Source organism: Paraburkholderia sediminicola (genome assembly GCF_046027825.1).
In the GTDB taxonomy this organism is placed as follows: Bacteria; Pseudomonadota; Gammaproteobacteria; order Burkholderiales; family Burkholderiaceae; genus Paraburkholderia; species Paraburkholderia sediminicola_D.
Window position 1 is genome coordinate 16765 of record NZ_JAQQDU010000022.1, and the last position, 18616, is coordinate 35380.

Annotated in this window: 16 protein-coding genes and 1 pseudogene; 12 read left to right on the forward strand and 5 right to left on the reverse strand. The window is 61.8% G+C overall.

What is annotated here, in order from left to right; genetic code table 11:
* Window positions 1–548 precede the first annotated feature (548 nt).
* Window positions 549–1223, forward strand: a complete 675-nt coding sequence (locus PQQ96_RS14515; RefSeq protein ID WP_408292704.1) for a peroxiredoxin-like family protein — start codon at window positions 549–551, stop codon at window positions 1221–1223.
* 96 nt (window positions 1224–1319) lie between these two features.
* Here the strand turns inward: PQQ96_RS14515 and PQQ96_RS14520 are convergent, their stop codons facing one another.
* Window positions 1320–2210 (reverse strand): LysR family transcriptional regulator, encoded by an 891-nt coding sequence (locus PQQ96_RS14520; protein WP_408292706.1) that lies wholly within the window; start codon window positions 2208–2210, stop codon window positions 1320–1322.
* Window positions 2211–2641: 431 nt separating this feature from the next.
* Here PQQ96_RS14520 and PQQ96_RS14525 point away from each other — a divergent pair, with 431 nt between their 5' ends.
* The 7 genes from PQQ96_RS14525 (at window position 2642) to PQQ96_RS14555 (ending at window position 10441) form a co-directional block, all read left to right on the forward strand.
* On the forward strand, window positions 2642–3745 hold the full coding sequence (locus PQQ96_RS14525) for an alkene reductase (RefSeq protein WP_408292708.1): 1104 nt from the start codon (window positions 2642–2644) through the stop codon (window positions 3743–3745).
* A gap of 174 nt (window positions 3746–3919) precedes the next feature.
* The gene (locus PQQ96_RS14530; RefSeq protein ID WP_408292710.1) at window positions 3920–4753 is read left to right on the forward strand and encodes a hypothetical protein; all 834 of its coding nucleotides are present in this window, start codon (window positions 3920–3922) and stop codon (window positions 4751–4753) included.
* A gap of 169 nt (window positions 4754–4922) precedes the next feature.
* Complete coding sequence (locus PQQ96_RS14535) at window positions 4923–5360, forward strand: MarR family winged helix-turn-helix transcriptional regulator (protein WP_408292712.1); 438 nt, start codon at window positions 4923–4925, stop codon at window positions 5358–5360.
* Window positions 5361–5449: 89 nt separating this feature from the next.
* Window positions 5450–7012 carry a DHA2 family efflux MFS transporter permease subunit gene (locus PQQ96_RS14540; RefSeq protein ID WP_408292714.1) on the forward strand — a complete coding sequence of 521 codons (1563 nt, stop codon included), beginning with the start codon at window positions 5450–5452 and terminating at the stop codon, window positions 7010–7012.
* Between the two features lie 98 nt (window positions 7013–7110).
* Window positions 7111–7548 carry a MarR family winged helix-turn-helix transcriptional regulator gene (locus PQQ96_RS14545; RefSeq protein WP_408292715.1) on the forward strand — a complete coding sequence of 146 codons (438 nt, stop codon included), beginning with the start codon at window positions 7111–7113 and terminating at the stop codon, window positions 7546–7548.
* Between the two features lie 51 nt (window positions 7549–7599).
* Window positions 7600–9108 (forward strand): efflux transporter outer membrane subunit, encoded by a 1509-nt coding sequence (locus tag PQQ96_RS14550; protein WP_408292717.1) that lies wholly within the window; start codon window positions 7600–7602, stop codon window positions 9106–9108.
* Between the two features lie 34 nt (window positions 9109–9142).
* Complete coding sequence (locus PQQ96_RS14555; protein WP_408292719.1) at window positions 9143–10441, forward strand: HlyD family secretion protein; 1299 nt, start codon at window positions 9143–9145, stop codon at window positions 10439–10441.
* Between the two features lie 53 nt (window positions 10442–10494).
* Here PQQ96_RS14555 and PQQ96_RS14560 read toward each other — a convergent pair whose 3' ends face one another.
* Window positions 10495–11808 (reverse strand): Nramp family divalent metal transporter, encoded by a 1314-nt coding sequence (locus tag PQQ96_RS14560; protein ID WP_408292721.1) that lies wholly within the window; start codon window positions 11806–11808, stop codon window positions 10495–10497.
* 199 nt (window positions 11809–12007) lie between these two features.
* Window positions 12008–12973, reverse strand: coding sequence for a GlxA family transcriptional regulator (locus PQQ96_RS14565; RefSeq protein ID WP_408292723.1), 966 nt, complete (start codon window positions 12971–12973; stop codon window positions 12008–12010).
* Window positions 12974–13203: 230 nt separating this feature from the next.
* Here PQQ96_RS14565 and PQQ96_RS14570 point away from each other — a divergent pair, with 230 nt between their 5' ends.
* Together PQQ96_RS14570 and PQQ96_RS14575 are read left to right on the forward strand one after the other, a co-directional pair.
* Window positions 13204–13845, forward strand: a complete 642-nt coding sequence (locus tag PQQ96_RS14570) for an HD domain-containing protein (RefSeq protein ID WP_408292725.1) — start codon at window positions 13204–13206, stop codon at window positions 13843–13845.
* A 241-nt stretch (window positions 13846–14086) separates the two neighbouring features.
* A pseudogene (locus PQQ96_RS14575) lies at window positions 14087–14389 on the forward strand (Dps family protein); the annotation flags it as partial.
* Between the two features lie 70 nt (window positions 14390–14459).
* On the opposite strand, the gene mug reads toward PQQ96_RS14575, so the two are convergent.
* The gene (gene mug, locus PQQ96_RS14580) at window positions 14460–15017 is read right to left on the reverse strand and encodes a G/U mismatch-specific DNA glycosylase (protein WP_408292727.1); all 558 of its coding nucleotides are present in this window, start codon (window positions 15015–15017) and stop codon (window positions 14460–14462) included.
* 65 nt (window positions 15018–15082) lie between these two features.
* Here mug and PQQ96_RS14585 point away from each other — a divergent pair, with 65 nt between their 5' ends.
* Both PQQ96_RS14585 and PQQ96_RS14590 read left to right on the forward strand, forming a co-directional pair.
* Window positions 15083–16009 (forward strand): LysR family transcriptional regulator, encoded by a 927-nt coding sequence (locus PQQ96_RS14585; protein ID WP_408292729.1) that lies wholly within the window; start codon window positions 15083–15085, stop codon window positions 16007–16009.
* Between the two features lie 157 nt (window positions 16010–16166).
* Window positions 16167–17432 carry an MFS transporter gene (locus tag PQQ96_RS14590; RefSeq protein ID WP_408292731.1) on the forward strand — a complete coding sequence of 422 codons (1266 nt, stop codon included), beginning with the start codon at window positions 16167–16169 and terminating at the stop codon, window positions 17430–17432.
* A 162-nt stretch (window positions 17433–17594) separates the two neighbouring features.
* Here the strand turns inward: PQQ96_RS14590 and PQQ96_RS14595 are convergent, their stop codons facing one another.
* Window positions 17595–18506 carry a LysR family transcriptional regulator gene (locus PQQ96_RS14595; protein ID WP_408292892.1) on the reverse strand — a complete coding sequence of 304 codons (912 nt, stop codon included), beginning with the start codon at window positions 18504–18506 and terminating at the stop codon, window positions 17595–17597.
* Window positions 18507–18616: the final 110 nt, after the last annotated feature.

Genomic DNA, 18616 nt, shown 5'->3' on the forward strand with positions numbered 1-18616 from the left:
CCGATGCAAAGCATTTACTCCGGTCCCTTACAGACTCGTTCTGCACACCGGATCAGCGATCCGGCAACGAGATGACACACTTTAGCGGGATTAAACGAACTCTGCAGCGTCGAGCCACCAGGAGAGCATTTCAATGGCGACCGCCACTTCGCGCTATCCCGGCGAAGACTCCCCCAGTCGCGGGAGCGGCTTGGCCGCGCCGACAGGAATACGTCATTTATCTCTGCTCTCCGGCCGCGATGATCGAAAAGTGGGGGAGGCAAACGAGTCGCGACACAGTTCAAGCATTGCGAGCAAATCCCGCCAGGGGATTTTCAATGCCCTGCGAGCGTGTCAATCCCGTAACCAGTGATGCGCACATCGAGTGCTCTCCATTTGGCGTACTGATTGGTGCTGCCTGATGTTGTGCTGCCGTTCGTCTAGCCATCGCCTCCTATGCCCAGCAGGAATGACTGTTATGCAATCGTGCTGCCTTCTCCGTCGGTTTGCATTGGCGGACTATCCCTACCACGCAATGTGCGTTAAACATCATCAGGAAGGAGATTGTCATGTCACTTCAAGCCAAACTCGACGCATTCAAGGCCGATTTCAAAGGCGGAAAAGCCCCGTACTTTGCACCGCCGGAAATCCATCCAATCATGGAACGCGCGACGGCCGAACTCGTGGCGTCCGGTCAGGCCGCACGTGCTCTCAAAGCGGGTGACGTAGCGCCGGAATTTACCCTCAATGATCCGGAGGGCAAACCCGTGTCGTCTGTCGACCTGCTGAAGCAGGGGCCGCTCGTGATCAGCTTCTACCGTGGCGTATGGTGCCCGTATTGCAATCTCGAGCTGAACGCGCTTGAAGAAGCGCTGCCGTCGTTCAAGGCCGAAGGTGCAAGTCTGGTTGCGATCTCCCCGCAGAATGCCGTGAACAGCCGCAAATCGGTCCGCACCAACAAGCTGAACTTCCCGATCCTGAGCGACACGCACAATGATGTGGCCGCCGCATTCGGCATCCGCTTTGCTTTGCCCGACTATCTCGTGGGTCTGTACAGGAACCTCAAAAACGATCTGCCGGCGTTCAACGGAGACGACAGTTGGACGTTGCCTATGCCGGCGCGCTACGTGATCGGGCAAGACGGAACGATCCTGTACTCGGAAGTTAACCCGGACTACACGCACCGTCCTGAGCCTCAGGACATGTTGCCGGTTCTTCGCAAGAAGGTCGCTGCGGCATCCTGATTCGGTCCTGCTCTGTTCCTGCCTCGTTCCCGGCCGTGAACCGTCGGGAAAGATTGAACAGGCAAGCGGGTACATCAACATCGAGGCAATATGAGATCACGTTTGAGGGCCGAATAGCTCCTCAATCCAGGCGACGAAAGCGCGAGCCTTTGCACTGACCATGCGCCCACTGGGAAACACTGCCCACAGGTCGATACCCGGCAATTCCCAGTCGGGCAGCACGCGTTTAACGGCACCGCTTGCGAGTTCCGGCGTGAACATCCATTCCGAAGCGATCGCGACGCCCATGTCGGCGAGCACGGCCGCGCGCACGCCTTCCGCCGCGTTCACGCGGACGCGCCCGGCGACGACAATTGCCGTTTCGGAATTGCCTTGCCTGAACGACCACACGGTTCCGCCGCCGCTCTGCTCATACACGATCGCCTGATGCGATAGCAGATCCGCAGGTACCCGCGGTTCGCCGGCTTTTGCGAACCAGGTTGGCGTGCCGATGACGCAACGCCGACCGCTAGTCACCTTGCGCGCAGTCATGTTCGAGTCGCCAAGCACCCCCATCCTGAGTCCAACGTCGATGCCGCGTTCCAGCAGATCGATGTTCTCATCGTCGAGCACGATGTCGACGTTGAGTTCAGGGTGTCGATCAAGAAATGTCTGGAGTTGCGGAAGGATGTGAATCCGCGCAAAAGTCACCGCTGCTGAAATCCTGAGACGACCCGAGAGGGCGCCAGCCGAACCTCTTGCCGCAAACTCCGCCTCGTCGGCCTCTTCGATCGCCCGCTTGGCGCGCTCGTAAAATGCGTGGCCCGCCTCGGTCGGCGTCAGTCCGCGCGTCGAGCGGAGCAGCAGTCGAACTGCGAGCCGCTCTTCGAGTTGCGCGATGGACTTGGAAACGGCGGGCTGCCCAACGTTCAGCAGCCGCGCTGCCGCCGAAAAAGAACCGGAATCCACCACGCACACAAACGTTTCCATCGCTGTCAGTCGATCCACGGTCGTCCCTCCTGGAACGGATGTTTGGGGCTCGTGCGTCGCACCGTCAAACACGTGCGACGAAACCTGCTTGCCGGAAGATACACCACTGCACCACGCTGTTTTCCGTAGCGCCGGCATAACACTCATTCCGCACAGGCATACGGTAACGCGTTCTTGTCCTCAGCGACTTTTCTTGCGCCGTCAGCCTTTCACCGACCGGGATGAAGTCCGCCCGATATTCCGCAAGAGAATGACTGTTATGCAGTCACGCTGCCTACCCCGGCGAGTTCAATTCAACGACGATGTCTCTGTGTTTGGCGAGCCGCTATCAGGCGCTCGTCTGACAGCAAATCGCCGTTGTGGCTCGCCCCGCAGTTGCAAGAGCCATCGAACGTGTTACCGCACTTGTACCGCAAGCCGGTACTAACTGATCCGCAAGGAGTCACTTCATGAGCAAGCTGTTTTCAGCCGTCAAAGTCGGCCCTTACACGCTTTCCCATCGCGTCGCGATGGCGCCATTAACACGCATGCGTTCGGAGCCCGGCGACGTGCCGGGAGATCTGATGGTTGAGTACTACACGCAGCGCGCAACCGAAGGGGGTCTTATCGTCACGGAGGCAACCCCCGTTTCGGTACAGGGCTACGGCTATGCAATGGCCCCGGGAATCTACTCCGACGATCAGATTGCGGGATGGCGCCGGATCACGGATGCCGTGCACGCCAAAGGCGCTCGCATCTTCCTCCAGTTGTGGCATGTTGGCCGTCAGTCTCACCCTGATCTTCAGCCTGGTGGCGCGGCGCCGGTCGCTCCGTCTGCGCTGAAAGCCGACGGCTATGCGTATTCGGTGAACGGCGAAGTCGAATTCACGATGCCCCGTGCGCTTGAATTGCATGAAATCCCCGCCATTATCGAGGACTTCCGCAGAGGTGCCGAGCGGGCACTGCGCGCGGGCTTCGACGGTGTGGAGCTGCACGGTGCGAACGGCTACCTGCCGGACCAGTTTCTCCAGGACGGTTCGAATACTCGCACCGACGAGTACGGTGGACCGATTGAAAATCGCGCCCGCTTTCTCCTCGAAGTGACGGACGCACTGATTTCGGTGTGGGGCGCGGATCGGGTCGGCGTGCGCATTGCACCGAGCGGCACCTATGGCTCGATGCATGACAGCGATCCGGAAACCACCTTCGGTTACGTGACGGAGCAGTTGGACAAGCGCGGCATCGGCTATCTCCACGTGGTCGAGCCACGCATCAAGGGCACGGAGACGATCGGCGAAGTTCATGATCCGGTCGCGTCTCGCCACCTGCGCCCGAAGTTCACCGGCACGCTAATCGCAGCGGGCGGCTTCACGAAAGAGGATGCGGACGCGATCATCGAAGCGGGCCACGCGGACATTGTGGCGTTTGGCCGCCACTTCATCGCCAACCCCGATCTGCCCGAGCGCCTGCGGTTGAATCTGCCACTCAACCGGTACGACCGGAGTACTTTTTACGGCGGTGACGCACGCGGTTACACCGACTATCCGTTCCATGCTGAAATGCAGGCGGCGTAATTCTGCACCCCACCATCCAGACGCCGGAAGCGTGGATTCCGGGACTTGATCCCCTTCACACAAGCACCACGGCCTGAACGACGCAGCGACCCGCACTAACGTAGCGCCGGTCGCTGCGTTGGCTACTACGGCACGGCAGGGTGAGTGGTTCTAAACTCTCTCGCAGGACTCTATATGAGCATTCTGGTGACCAGCGCCTCTGGTTCGAACGGCGATGGATACGGGGCGCTTCTGTCATTCCGCCTCGACGGTACCTTCATTGGGTCGTTTAGTGACGATCCTCGCATCGTCGATCCTCGCGGTATGAGCGTCAGTCCGGATCGGCAGTATCTTTATGTCAATAGCGGAAACGACTGCATCCTTGCACTCGACACCAACGGGATGGTGGTACGCGACACGGGTTCCGTTCAAGGACTGAATGCCGGAGGCGGCAACCTTGGGCCCGATGGGCGCTATTACGTAGGATTGCGTAGCGAACGGACGATTGCCGCGTTTCCCCCCGATCTCGACGGCGCCGCGCAATCCGTGCTGCCCGCCGGTGTGGTTCCGTACCCTCGCGGATTCGCCTTCGGCACGGATGGCAAGCTTTTCCTTGCTTCCGGCATCGGTCCAGACGGTGAGGGTGAGAACAACATCGTCGTGTTCGACCCGGACGGTGGACTGCATGCTTCCCGATTCATTACGGACGACGCGGTGAGTCCACTGGATCTCACGATTGGGCCGAACGGAAATGTGCTTGTGTCCAGCGAGTTCCCCTTCGGAAAGCCGGACGCGGTATGTACCGTCCGCGAATACGACAGTTCAACTGGTAGCCTCGTTCGCGTGTTCCGGGTGGATCGGAGTATGAGCTTTCATCGTCCTCGGGGTCTGCGCTTCGACCCTGAGGGATATTTGTTCTGCGTCGCGCGGGATACCGTCATTGCGTTCGACTTCGTCGACGGACGCTGCCTGGGTCCTGTAATCGACATGCCAAGGCTAAACGGCCAGGCGATCGCTTTCTTTGCTTGACGCACCGATTCCCTGCGTCGTGCCGCCAGCACGTTCTGGCTTTTAGCGCAGCGGCGATATCTAAGGTGTGTGACAGCTCGCCCGCGACCCAGTCCGGTTACCCCGAAAAAGTCTTTGCACATATCTGAGAAGTCAGATATATTCCGGATCAGAAACAGAGGTATCAGGAATGGATCACTACTTCGACGACTTTTTTGGGCCCGGTCAGAGCATCGTCTTTGCGTTGAGCAAAGCACGTCACCTGCTCACGGCGGAAATGGACGCGGCGCTCTCGGGCACCGGCGTCACCAGTTCGCAGATCGGCGTGCTGCTGCTCCTGTCGCGGGACAGGGCGTACACCTCGGTGGGATTATCCAGGCTGCTTGGCATCGATTCTGGATTCGTCACACGGATGCTCGACCGGCTGGAAAGGCAGGGTCTCGTGCGCCGGGCTCGCAACAGCGTGGACCGCCGGGTGGTGAGCCTGACGCTGACCGAAGCAGGGCGGGATGTCGCCACGCGGATCGCGGAGATTGCGCCGGCGATGTTGAACCGGCGGCTATCGAGCTTTACCCCTCTGGAATTCGCAACCTTGTGCAGGCTCCTCAACAAGTTGCTGGAAGGGTAGGCCATTTTTTTTGCTTAAATATCTGACATATCAGATAAGTGACGATGTTGTCAGGACAACCGACCGTCACACCCCTTAAAGGACGCAACATGAATCCGCCGAAACACGCGAGCGCTCCGGCGCCATTGACTGGCTGGCAGTTCGCACTGGGCACGTTTGCCGTGGCGCTCGCCACCTTCATGAATGTGCTGGACTCGTCGATCGCCAACGTCGCGATCCCGACGCTCTCCGGCGACCTCGGTGTGTCGGTCGACGAAGGCACGTGGGTCATCACGATGTTCTCCGCGGCCAACGCGGTGTCGATTCCGCTGACCGGCTGGCTCACGCAGCGGGTTGGGCAGGTGAAGCTCTTCGTGGCCGCGATCCTGCTGTTCGTGGTGTCGTCCGCGGCGTGCGGCCTCGCGCCGAACCTGCCCGTGCTGCTCGTGGCGCGCATCATCCAGGGCGCGGTGGCGGGGCCGCTGGTGCCGCTGTCGCAATCGCTCCTGCTCGCTTCGTTTCCGCGGGAAAAAAGCTCGAGCGCGCTGTCGCTGTGGGCGATGACCGCGACGGTCGGACCGATCGCCGGGCCGGCTCTCGGCGGCTGGATCACCGACAACTACAACTGGTCGTGGATCTTCTACATCAACGTGCCCGTCGGCCTCTTCGCCGCCGCGGTGATCTGGGCGCTCTACCGCAAGAGCGAAACGCCGTCGCGCAAGCTGCCGGTCGACAAGATGGGGCTCCTCTCGCTGATCGTCTGGGTGGGCGCGCTGCAGGTCATGCTCGACAAGGGCAAGGATCTCGACTGGTTCAATTCACCGGTGATCTGGGCGCTCACGATCGTCGCGCTGGTCGGGTTCGTGTTCTTCCTGATCTGGGAGCTGACCGAGGCCAGGCCGATCGTCGACCTGCGTCTGTTTAAAGGACGCAACTTCCTGGGCGGCACCATCGCGATATCGGTCGCGTACGCGGTCTTCTTCGCCAACCTCGTGATCCTGCCGACGTGGATTCAGGAGTACCTCGGCTACCGGGCCGTCGACGCCGGCATGGTGACCGCGCCGCTCGGCATCTTCGCCGTGCTCCTTGCGCCGGTGATGGGCAAGATCATGCCGAAATCGGACGTACGGGTGCTGGCGACGCTCGCGTTCCTGGGTTTCGCCGGCGTGTTCTTCATGCGCTCGCTCTACACCACGGACGTCGACCCCTACACCCTCGTGTTGCCTACGCTGCTGCAGGGCATCCCGATGGCGCTGTTCTTCACGCCGCTCACGGCGATCATCCTGTCGGGCTTGCCACCGGAGAAGATCCCGGCGGCCGCGGGCCTGTCGAACTTCGCGCGGATCTTCGCCGGGGCAGCGGGTACGTCGCTCATGAGCACAGTCTGGAACGACCGGACAATCCTGCACCATTCGCAGCTCGCCGAGCAGACCAGCGTGAACAACCCGAACTACGTGCACGCGCTCGCCGGTATTCAGACGACGCTGCACGCGAGTCTCTTCAAAGCCCAGGCCTTTTTCGAAACGCAATTGAGCGCACAGGCGTCGATGCTCGGCCTGAACGATGTGTTCTGGCTGTCGGCGGTGATCTTTGTCGTGATCATTCCGCTCATCTGGATCACCAAGCCGAGCAAGGACGGTGCGAAGAACGCAGCGGGCGCGGGCGGCCACTGAACAGCGCGGGGTCCGAACGGGAAGAAATCGCAAAAATTATCCTTGCCAGAATCTGACTTCACAGTTATTGTGTGAGTCACACACATTGAGGCCGCACCATGAAGCACTACACGCCTGAAAATTTCTCCCTGACGCACAGCGTCGGGTTCCTGCTGACCAAGGCTCGCAACCTGATCACGTCGGAAATGGACACGGCCCTCAAGGATCTCGACATCACCGGCCCGCAGATGGGCATTCTCCTCGCGATGCAGCGCGGTCTGGCCTCCACGCCGTTCGAGCTCTCGAAGATGTTGTCCGTCGACACCGGGCTGATGACGCGGATGCTGGACAAGCTGGAAACGAAGGGGTTGCTGGAACGCTCGCGCAGCGTTGACGATCGCCGGGTGGTGAACCTGGTGCTGACGCAGAAGGGCGAAGAAATCGCGGCCGAGATTCCGACTATCGCACCGGAAGTGCTGAACGTGCGGTTGAAGAAGTTCACGAAGGCGGAGTTCGAAGAACTGTGCCGTCTGCTTAACAAATTCATCGGAGAGTGAGCGCCGCGGCGCTCCCCCTTTTTTTTAATCATACATCTGACAGGTCAGAAAATGAAATCTCAGATTAATCAATCCGGCAGTGTTATCCGTGCGATGAGGACGGGGCTGTCAGCGATCCTGGTGGCGATGCTCTCGGCATGTGCCAACTACGCGGGTATCCACAGCGACAAGCAGATGGCGCAGCCGCAGCAGTTCGAGACGACGCAAAGCCTGCCGGCCGAAAACGGTCACTGGCCGGCGGCCGACTGGGCGGACCAGTTCGGTGACGGCCAACTGAAGGCCCTGATCGAGGAAGCGCTCAAGGGCAGCCCGACGCTTGCGCAGGCGCGCGCCCGCCTCGCCGGGGCGCAGGCCTATGCGGACACCGCGAAGGCCAGCACGATGCCACGCGTCGACGCTGAGTACTCACTGACGCGCCAGCAGTTCAGCGGCACGGCGGAAGTGCCGCCGCCCTACGCGGGCAGCTGGCAAACCCAGAACAGTGGACTGTTGAGCGCTTCGTACGATCTGGATCTGTGGGGCAAGAATCGCGAAGCGCTGAAGGCGGCGGTCTCCCAGGTGCAGGCAGGCGAGGCCGACGCGGAAGTCGTCAAGCTCACGCTCACGACGGCAGTTGCCCGCACCTATAACCAGCTCGCGCGGCTTTACGTGCTGCACGATATCGCCCAGCAGGAAGTCGAGCGCCGCGAACAGATCGACCGCATCACGGCCGGCCGCATCGCCACCGGACTCGATACCGAAGTCGAACGCAAGACGGCGCAGGCGAATCTCGCGACCGCCCGCTCGGCGCTCGCCGCGCTCGACGGCAGCATCCTCACGACCCGCTACCAGTTGGCCGCGCTCATGGGCGAAGGCCCCGACCGTGGGCTCACGATCGCGCGGCCTGCGCTCGGCGTCGGCGACGAAGTGCGCTTGCCGGACAACCTTCCCGCCAACCTTGTGAGCCGCCGCCCGGACATCGTCGCGGCCCGCTGGCGCGTCGATGCGATTACGCACGAAGTGAAGGAGGCGAAGGCCGAGTTCTACCCGGACATCAATCTGAGCGCCGCGATCGGCCTGGACGCCTTCGGTTTCGGCCGCTTTCTGACGGCAGCGAGCCGCACGGCCAGCGTGGGTCCGGCCATCAATCTGCCGATCTTCGATGCGGGTGCGCTGCGTGCGCAACTGAAGGGCCGTTACGCGGATTTCGATGACGCCGTCGCGACCTACAACCAGACCCTGAGCAGCGCCTTGAGCAGCGTGGCGACGCAACTTGCGCAAATCCGTTCGAGCGACGTGCAGCTTGGCGATGCGCAAGCGGCGCAACAGGCCGCGCGCGAGGCCGACGAGCTGGCGATCACGCAGTACAAGGCCGGCCTGACGAATCAGCTGACCGTGCTCAACGCCGACACAAACGCGCTGCAGGCCGATCAGGCCGTTGCCAGCCTGCTGATGGACCGGCGCGACCAGCAGATCGCGCTCGCATCAGCGCTCGGCGGCGGCTATGTCGATACGTCATCCGAATCAATACGCCGTGCGGATTCAGCCGCACCTTCCCACGCCGTCGTCGCCGCGCGCTGAACCGGCACGTTCGCACACTCTCTGGAGAATTGACATGAGCGATAGCACTACGGCCGACCGCACGAGCGCGGACCCGGCACAATTGAACAGCAAGGGTGCACACAACGCTCCCGCTGGACCCTCGCCGGACGCGACGCCTCCCGGCGGCTCGGGCAAGCGCAAGCTGTGGCTCGCACTGCTGGGCATCGGGGTTGCGGTCGCGGGTGCTGCTTACGGCACGTACTACGTCAAGTATGGGCAATATCACGAGTCGACCGACGACGCGTACGTCAACGGCAACCTCGTGCAGCTTACGCCGCAAGTGACCGGCACGGTCAACGCGGTCAACGCGGACGACACGCAGATCGTCAAAGAGGGCAGCCCGGTCGTCACGCTGGACCCGGCCGATTCGCGCATCGCGCTGCTGAACGCAGAAGCGGCGCTCGGCCAGGCCGTGCGCAAGGTGAGCACGTTCTACGTGAACAACAGCTACTATGCGGCCAACGTCGCGCAGCGCGAGGCGGACCTGGCGCGCGCGCAGGACGATTTGCAACGCCGTGTTGCGGTGGCCAGCACCGGCGCGGTGTCGGCGGAAGACGTCTCGCACGCCCGCGAGGCTGTGGCCGGCGCTCAGGCCGCGCTCGACGCCGCTCGCCAGCAGGCGCTATCGAACCGTGCGCTGACCGACCACACGTCGATCGAACAGCATCCGGACGTGCAGGCCGCCGCCGCCAAGGTGCGCGACGCCTATCTCGACTACGCGCGCAATACCCTGCCTGCACCGGTGACGGGCTACGTCGCGCAGCGCTCGGTGCAGGTTGGCGAGCGCGTCGGGCCGGGCACGTCGCTGATGTCGATCGTGCCGCTCAACGGCGTGTGGGTCGATGCGAACTTTAAGGAAGTGCAGCTGCGTCGCATGCGCATCGGTCAGCCGGTCACGATGACGGCGGATGTCTACGGATCGAGCGTCAAGTACCACGGAAAGGTGATCGGCTTCTCGGCGGGCACGGGCAGCGCCTTCGCGACCCTGCCGGCGCAGAACGCGACCGGCAACTGGATCAAGATCGTGCAGCGCCTGCCGGTGCGTATCGCGCTCGATCCGAAGGAGCTGCAGGCGCATCCGCTTCGCGTTGGGCTCTCGATGGACGTCGACGCCGACACACGCGAGGACTCCGGCACGCAGCTCGCCGCTGCGGTCAACACGACCTATCGCACCGATGTGTTTGCGCAGTACGGCGCGCAGGCAGACGCGGAGATCGCGAAGATTATCGAGCACAACGAAGTGACGGCGCCGGTGAGGGTGACAGCGTCGGCTGCGAGGAAGGTGGCGATGCGGGATCCGGCGCGCGGTTAGGGATGGTCAGCGTTAGCAATGATGTGGGAACCATTCCTGACGAACCCGGCGAGTCAACCGGCAGCCGGGATTCCTGGTATCGCGACGCCAAAAGTCTGCAGCAGCAGAATCGCGTTGAGGACCAGAATCGTTGCGGTCCCCACAATCGCGGTGACGGATACCAGCCGGCTGTTCACGAACGCGCCCATGATGTCGCGCCGGCTGGTAAAGATCACGAGCGCAACCATCGGCACCGGCAGCGCAAAGCTCAGCACCACCTGGCTGTAGACAAGCGCATCGGTTGCGTTGACGCCCAATGCCACGACAATGAATGCGGGCAGCATCGTCGCAAGACGGCGGAGCCAGACTGGAAGACGAAAACCCACGAAGCCTTGCATGATCATTTGCCCAGCCATCGTTCCGACTACCGAACTCGAAATGCCGGAGGCCAGCAGCGAAATCAGGAAGACCCCCGCCGCGCCAGCGCCGAGCAGAGGCGTCAAGGTGTGATAGGCCGTCTCGATCTCGGCCACGTCAGGGTGACCCGCGTGAAATGCGCCGGACGCCATGATGACCATGGCCATGTTGACGAGACCGGCAATTGTCAACGCAATGACGACTTCACGGTTCGAGAAACGCACCAGCCTGTGGCGCGCGGCATCGGTGTGCGCGGGTGCGCGATTCTGTGTCAGGCCGGAGTGCAGGTAGATGGCGTGCGGCATCACCGTGGCACCGATAATGCCGACGGCGACACCGAGCGCCCCTGAGCCATGCAACTGCGGTACGAACGTTCCGTGCGCCGCGGCTCCCCACGCTACGTGGACGATCGCCAGTTCGATCACATAAGACAGGGCAATCGCGCCGATGAGACCGCCGATAACCAGTTCGATCGGGCGGAAGCCTCGCTTCTCGGCCATCAGGATCGCGTAAGTAACGAGCCCGGTCACGGCCATGCCGATGAGAAGAGGCAGGTGAAACAGCAGTGCCAGGCCAATCGCGCCGCCGAGAAACTCCGCGAGATCCGTCGCCATGGCCGCGATCTCGCTGATTCCCCACATGGCATAGACCACGGGAACCGAAAAATGCTCGCGGGACATCTCGGCGAGATTGCGGTTCGTGACGATGCCCAGCCTTGCCGAAAGTGCCTGGAACAGCATGGCGATAATGTTGGCAGCGAGTACGACCCAGAGCAGCGAGTAGCCATACCGGGCCCCCGCCTGAAGGTTCGTGGCGAAATTGCCAGGGTCCATGTACGCGATGGAAGCCACGACAGCCGGGCCGGCAAACAGCAATGTGGAACGGATGCCGGCCTTGCGCCCAGCCAGAACCTCGCCGATGGCCAGCGTGGTTCGTTCGGTCATCCCCAGGCGTGCGGCTGGTGTACTCATCGCTGAAATCCTCTCGCTTGAAACAGACTATCGGTGCTATAGCCAGGGGCAGGGGCTGGGCGCTGCGCTTCAGACGGCAAGCCACACCCGCCCTTTCTCCCTACGTTTGCATCATGCGGCGAGGAACAGGAAAAGAACAATTGAACGTTCTCATCGCTTCGATAAAGAAACCCCGAAGCATGCCCAACGTTTCCAGGACTTACTCTGACGTAGGCGCCTGGCGTTTGCGATATTCAGCGGGCGTGACGCCGACATGTTTAGAAAATGTCCGCCTCAGTGTATCGACGTTGGCGTAGCCGCACTTCGCCGCGACCTGTTTTGGGGTGTCGTGTCCGTTCTCCAGAAGCTTGCGGGCCACAGAGATACGCGCCGCCTCCACCCACGCGCCGGGCGTCATGCCGACTTCAGCATGAAAGAGCCGTGCGAAGTGGCGAGGGCTTATCCCCGCATGTTTTGCCAGATCCGCTACGTTGTGATCGAGTTCCGGGTTGGCTGCAACCCATCGCTGCACCTCCTGTAACACGGAGCGTCCGGCAGGACGTGCCTCGCCCTTCTGACTGAATTGCAACTGTCCCCCGGGACGCTTGAAAAACATCACCAACTGGGCTGCAACACGCCTTGCCACGTCACGGCCGAGGTCTTCTTCGACCAAGGCTAAAGCAAGGTCCAACCCGGCCGTGACGCCCGCGGCGGTGCGCAGCTTTCCATCGCGCACGTACAGCGCATCTTCGTCAATCGTAAGCGATGGATGCGCCTCGGCTAAGGCCTTGGCCGCCGCCCAATGAGTCGTGAGATGACGGCCGTCCAGCAGGCCGGTCGACGCTAGAAAAAAGGCGCCCGTGCATATGGAACCGTACCGTCGACTCCGAACGGCCGCCGAGCGTAACCACGCCACAATGTTGGCGGAAAGCGTGACCTTTTCAGCGCCAGGCGCACCTGCTACAAGCAGCGTGTCGATGCGTTCATTCACATCTGGCGCGACCCAATCCGCCAGTAGCCGCACGCCCGAAGAGCTCCGGATCGGACCAGACTCGCCGGCCACGATCCGTAGGGCATAGAACTCCTTGCGCGCTTCAACGTTGGCCTGTGCGAACACATCAAGCGGTCCGGAGACGTCAAGAAGCTGAGCCCCTGGCGGGGCAAAAATAGCGACGATTTTGGGCATGGCCATCTCTCATGTACGCATTTTTTCAAATCCCGCTCGTGGCAGTATAAGACGGGATGCGACATTGTGAGCCTACCTTGCCGATGCATCCGGTTACCCGACCTTCACATTTTCGAATCTCCGCGCTGTGTCTGTTAATCGCGTGAAATGGCAGGATTTGTCGTGTTACGCCTATTGAAGACAGCTATCGGACTGCGGAGAATCGGTAGTGTTTTCTATGGAGATCAATCATGACTTTGAACGTTGCCGGAATCACCGTCCCTGATAGTCAACTGGCTCGCGAGATCACCGAACTCGTCCGGGATACAGCCTCGCCTTTGTTGTTCCATCACTCCAGTCGCGTGTACTACTTTGGCGCGCTGGCAGGCAAGCATCGTGGCCTCAAGTTCGACCCGGAGTTGCTCTACTGTGGATGCATGTTCCACGACATGGGGCTGACACACAAGCATAGCAGCGCGTGCGAGCGCTTCGAGGTGGACGGTGCAAATGCCGCCCGCGATTTCCTGAAGAGCCACGGCATCAACCAACAGGACATCGACACGGTATGGACGGCGATCGCGCTGCACACGACGCCGGGCATTCCGCAGCACATGCATCCCGTCGTCGCCCTTGTCACCGCAGGGGTGGAAATGGACGTCCTGGGGTTGACATACCCCGAATACAGCGACGTGGAGCGGGGGGCTGTCGTAGAGGCTCATCCGCGCACGCCGCACTTCAAGGAAGACATCATCCAGGCGTTCTACGACGGGATCAAACACAAGCCGGATACGACTTTCGGCAACGTCAAGGCGGATGTGCTTGCCGATAAGGATCCGCATTTCCACGCCGGGAATTTCTGTAGCGTCATCAGGTCATCGGCTTGGGCCGGTTGAGCTGACCAGCGCGAGGCCTGGTCCTCGTGAGTGCGCCGCGCTGTGCGTATAACGTCGGCGCCCGTTCGTCATTGTTTAGGATAACTGTAATGGCTGAAAATTCGACCACGCAGAAACTGACTCACGCAACGGGCACCGGGGCCGATCCGGTGTATGGCGCGGGTGCCGCAGCTTCGCTTTCCCGTATCGAAGCCGGAGCGTTGTAGGACATACCGTCAAGTCAAGGAGCTTAACGATGGTCCAGATACTCGCGGCGACGGACCTGATCGGCGAGCGTGTGCGAAAGATCGGCGGCACGACGTTACGGTCGATGGCGCGCGCGTCGAGGCTGCAGCGCTCGGCCGACAGCGAGGACGCGGACCCGCAGCCCTCCGACATGTTGGCCGAGTTGCTGGAAGACAACCAGCGACTTGTGACGAACTTGAGAGAGGCCCATGCCTTGTGCGATGAATTGGTGGATGTCGCCTCGGCCAGTCTCATCGAAAACTGGATCGATGAAGCCGAGGGCCGTGCGTGGTTCCTGGTCGAAACGATCAGGGGGTAGGGGAGATAGCTGAAGCGCCTCGGGATAATTAGCGCCGCCGCTCGAGGCTTGACAGCAGGCGCCCGTGTCTTCAGACCGAACCAGCCGGCGCAACCGCAAGACGAAGTTCCCGGTAGGCCGTCACCAGCGCGTCGAGACTGAATGTCCGGTTCAGGCCACTGGGATTGGGCAACACCCATGCGCGGGCGCCGCCGAACGCCGTCGGTTGCAAGCCCCAGTCGATGTCGCGCCTGCCCGACATCGCGCAGAGCGCCATCTTGCCGAGGAAGGCAACGTATCGCGGTGCATATCGTTCAATCTTCTGCTCGAACTCGGTCGCAGCCGCTTTGAATTCCGATTGCGATAGTTCGTCCGCTCGTGCGGTCGGACGCGAGACCACGGTTGTCAGGCCGCAGCCGTACTTCAGGAGCGTGCTATCGTCTTCGGGAGAGATCTGTTCCGGCGTAAAACCCGCCAGATGAACGGTCCGCCAGAACCGGTTGCCTCTGCCGGCAAAGTGGCGCCCGGTCGATGCCGCACGGATGCCCGGATTGATGCCGCAAAATACCACTGATAAACCCGGTTCGAGGATATCGGAAAGACCTTGAAGTGAATCGGAAGGTGTCACGGATGGTGTAAGCCTTTTCATGAAGTACTTTTGAACCGCCGAGCGGGAACAAGCGCAGTTTAGATTGAGAAACCTACGGTAAAAATATGGACCGGATCGACGTGATGAAGGTGTTCGTGGCCACGCTGGACGAAGGCAGCCTGGCGGGTGCCGGACGTCGGCTCGGACGATCCCCTGCGGCGGTGAGCCGGGCCATCGCGTTCCTCGAAGAGCACACCGGAACGGCCCTGCTGCACCGAACCACGCGAACGATCAGACTGAGTGCGGCGGGCGAACGTTATGCGTCGGCCTGCCGGCGCATCCTGACCGATCTCGAGGAAGCCGATTTGCTGGTGGCAGACGAGCGGTCGGCGCCGCGCGGTATGCTGACCGTGACCGCGCCTGTTGCCGCGGGTGAGGACGTGCTGCGGGCAATACTGGACGATTTCATCGATCGCTATCCCGCTGTTCCGATACGCCTGCAACTGCTCGACCGTCCAGTCGGCCTGATCGACGAAGGAATCGACGTGGCGCTGCGTATCGCGCATCTGGCGGACTCGACGCTCATCGCGATACCTGTCGGTGAGGTCCGCCGTGTCGTGGCGGCTTCGCCCCAGTACCTGGCCACTCATCCCGCCATCAACGAACCGGCCGATCTTGCTCATCATCAAATCATCTCGATGACGCATTTCGGGTTGGACTCCTGGAGTTTTCCGCCATCCGGTCGTTCGGCGATTCCCCAGGTCGTGCAATTGACCCCGCGCTTAATCGTCAACACGATCCGGGCGGCGATCGCTTCGACCGTCGCCGGCCACGGCGTCACTCGGATGTTTTCGTATCACATTGCCGAACAGGTCAAGGACGGGTCGCTGAAGATCGTGTTGCGCGATAGCGAGCATTCACCTCTCCCTGTGCACCTTCTGACGCCGCAAGGACGCCTGTCGGTCCCCAAGGTGCGTACTTTTGTCGACTTCGCGGCGCCGCGTCTGCGTCAGCATTTCGAGCAACTGCAGCACTTTACCGACACGGACTGAATCTCGCCGCGGAAGAATGTCTTCCGTACGCTGGCGATTCTCTCTCAATTCGATTCAATCTAGACTGGCTCCCATCATCAACGGCGGCGGCGTAGCTCGGCGCCGCTTCGTTGGCGCTCGTTTTGGCTGTCGATCTGTTTGCTGCGTTGAGGACGAAATGAATCAGCTTGCTCACTCCCCATCCAACCCGTTTCAGCGGCCGAGTTTGCGCGGTTATACCGAGCGCAACGAAATTTACTGGCGACGCAATCTGGTCGTTTGCGTGATCGGTTCCTTCACGACGCTAGTCAGTCTGAGCATGCTGCTGCCGTTCCTGCCGTTGTACGTGCGCCAGTTGGGCGTCGAATCCCAGTCGGCGGTCATTCAATGGTCCGGCGTCGCGTTCGGTGCGACGTTTCTCGGCACCGCGGCCACCGCGCCGCTATGGGGGCGGCTTGCCGATCGTTACGGCCGTAAGCCGATGCTGGTTCGTGCGGCGGTGGGTATGGCCGTGGTGATGTCGTTGATCGGCATGGCCCACAACGTCTATGAGCTGGTCGGGCTGCGGCTGATCGCCGGACTCGTCGGCGGTTACGCGTCGGCCTCCACCGTGATGGTCGGCACGCAGGCGCCGCGTGAGCGGGCAGGCTGGGCGCTGGGGATTCTGTCGACGGGTGCGCTCGCGGGTAACCTGGTCGGGCCGCTTATCGGGGGACTATTGCCGGGCTGGATTGGGATTCGCGGCACGTTTTTCGCGGGTGGCGCAATGATTGCAGTCGCTGCCCTGCTGACCATGTTCGTCGTGAAGGAGGATTTCCATCCGGCCTCGGACGCCCGGGGACGGGGCATCAAATCGGCCGCCACGCCAACGCGCCGCACGGATTACGTGGTCGTGGCCACGATCCTCGTGACGGCGATGATGGTCCTGCTCGCCAACATGTCGATCGAGCCGATCATCACGGTCTATATCGGCAGTCTGAACGTGCAGACGGATCATCTGGCGCGCACCGCCGGCGTGGTCATGGCGTGTTCCGCGTTGGGCAGCATCCTGACGGCGGCGCGGCTTGGCGCGCTTGCTGATCGCATTGGCAGTTGGAATGTCATCATCGGCTGCCTGGTGCTCACGGGGCTCGTGATGGTGCCGCAAGCCTTCGTCACCGAGTGGTGGCAACTTGCCGGATTGCGCGTCCTGATGGGCATGACGCTCGCGGGCTTGCTGCCCGCTATCGCCAAGCTGGCGAGACAGTCGGTCGATGAAAGCAGGACCGGTCAGATGCTCGGCTATCTGCAATCGGCACAGTTCAGCGGCCAGGTGGTCGGTCCAGTGATCGGTGGCCAGATTGGCGTCCTTTTGGGACTGCACTCTGTGTTCTTCGTCACTGGCGCGCTGCTCGTGACATGTGCCGCACTTGCTCAATGGGCACGTCGGCGCCAGCCGGTCTGACGGCCTGATCGGCCGATGCCGGTCAGGCACCACAGCACCACAGCACCACAGCACCACAGCACCACAGCACCACAGCACCACAGCACCACAGCACCACAGCGCCACGGCACCACGGCACCACGCACCACGCGCGAATTGCGTCAGTGCGATAGGAGTCGGGCACTACGACCCGAGTCTTTCCATCAGGAAGTCGACGAAGCTCCGCACCCGCGACGACAGATGCCGCGCGTGCGGATAAAGCAGCACGAAGGGGCGCGAACCACCGCCATACGGGACGAGCAATTCCTTGAGTGTGCCGTCGGCAATGTCTTTATCGACGGTGAAACGATAGGTCTGAAAAATGCCCGCCCCGTGGCGCGCCAGGGTCACCCCGGAAAGCACGTCACCCGACGCCGCGCAACCGCCGCGCGTCATCATCTCGACCACTTCGCCGTCCTGTTTGAACAGCCAGGGAAGATTGCGGCCGGTACTCGGCAACGCATACTGGATGCAGTCGTGATGGATCAGATCCTCCGGTGTTTCCAGCTTCCCGGCGCCGCGCAGATAAGCAGGCGAAGCCACGATCACCAGTTCCGCATCCTCGATTTTTCGCGCGATCAGACCGGAGTCGCTCGGTGCACGCCCGCGAATGGCGAGGTCGAATCCTTCTTCCGCGAAGTCGATATTGCGGTTGCTCAGGTGAGTTTCGATCGTGACGCCGGGATAGCGCGCACGAAATTCGGCTAGCAGGGGGAGGACGCGATAGTGGCCGTACGGTGTCGGCATGCTGATCCGCAACACGCCGGTCGGTGTGGTTTGCTGCCCGGTTGCCTCACGCTCGGCATCGGCCAGCTGGCGCAGCGCCTGCTGGCATTGTTCGAAGTACCGCCGTCCCGAATCCGTGAGCCGGATCTGTCTTGTGGTGCGCACAAACAGGCGCACACCGAGCCGGGCCTCCAGGCGCGCGACTGTACGGCTGACGGCGGCCGGTGTCACGCTTGCGGCGGTCGCCGCAAGGGTAAAACTCTCGAGCTCGGCCGCAAGACAGAACAGTTCGATACTGCCCAGAAGGACATCTTCAAATTGACGCTGCATGGACTCTCGAGGACCTTCGGTATTGTGCTTTTTGCCCGGAGGGAAGGGCACCCGGAACGGCCGCACATGAGCGCAACGGGCGGCGCGGTCGCCTCCGGTGCGGAACAAGG

What these genes read in the sequence shown, in the direction of transcription:
- mug (WP_408292727.1), bottom strand. Translation starts at nt 15,017, where the DNA reads ATGAAAAGGCTTACACCATCCGTGACACCTTCCGATTCACTTCAAGGT.
- PQQ96_RS14585 (WP_408292729.1), top strand. Translation starts at nt 15,083, where the DNA reads ATGGACCGGATCGACGTGATGAAGGTGTTCGTGGCCACGCTGGACGAA.
- PQQ96_RS14535 (WP_408292712.1), top strand. Translation starts at nt 4,923, where the DNA reads ATGGATCACTACTTCGACGACTTTTTTGGGCCCGGTCAGAGCATCGTC.
- PQQ96_RS14525 (WP_408292708.1), top strand. Translation starts at nt 2,642, where the DNA reads ATGAGCAAGCTGTTTTCAGCCGTCAAAGTCGGCCCTTACACGCTTTCC.
- PQQ96_RS14540 (WP_408292714.1), top strand. Translation starts at nt 5,450, where the DNA reads ATGAATCCGCCGAAACACGCGAGCGCTCCGGCGCCATTGACTGGCTGG.
- PQQ96_RS14555 (WP_408292719.1), top strand. Translation starts at nt 9,143, where the DNA reads ATGAGCGATAGCACTACGGCCGACCGCACGAGCGCGGACCCGGCACAA.
- PQQ96_RS14550 (WP_408292717.1), top strand. Translation starts at nt 7,600, where the DNA reads ATGAAATCTCAGATTAATCAATCCGGCAGTGTTATCCGTGCGATGAGG.
- PQQ96_RS14545 (WP_408292715.1), top strand. Translation starts at nt 7,111, where the DNA reads ATGAAGCACTACACGCCTGAAAATTTCTCCCTGACGCACAGCGTCGGG.
- PQQ96_RS14560 (WP_408292721.1), bottom strand. Translation starts at nt 11,808, where the DNA reads ATGAGTACACCAGCCGCACGCCTGGGGATGACCGAACGAACCACGCTG.
- PQQ96_RS14570 (WP_408292725.1), top strand. Translation starts at nt 13,204, where the DNA reads ATGACTTTGAACGTTGCCGGAATCACCGTCCCTGATAGTCAACTGGCT.
- PQQ96_RS14515 (WP_408292704.1), top strand. Translation starts at nt 549, where the DNA reads ATGTCACTTCAAGCCAAACTCGACGCATTCAAGGCCGATTTCAAAGGC.
- PQQ96_RS14595 (WP_408292892.1), bottom strand. Translation starts at nt 18,506, where the DNA reads ATGCAGCGTCAATTTGAAGATGTCCTTCTGGGCAGTATCGAACTGTTC.
- PQQ96_RS14565 (WP_408292723.1), bottom strand. Translation starts at nt 12,973, where the DNA reads ATGCCCAAAATCGTCGCTATTTTTGCCCCGCCAGGGGCTCAGCTTCTT.
- PQQ96_RS14530 (WP_408292710.1), top strand. Translation starts at nt 3,920, where the DNA reads ATGAGCATTCTGGTGACCAGCGCCTCTGGTTCGAACGGCGATGGATAC.
- PQQ96_RS14590 (WP_408292731.1), top strand. Translation starts at nt 16,167, where the DNA reads ATGAATCAGCTTGCTCACTCCCCATCCAACCCGTTTCAGCGGCCGAGT.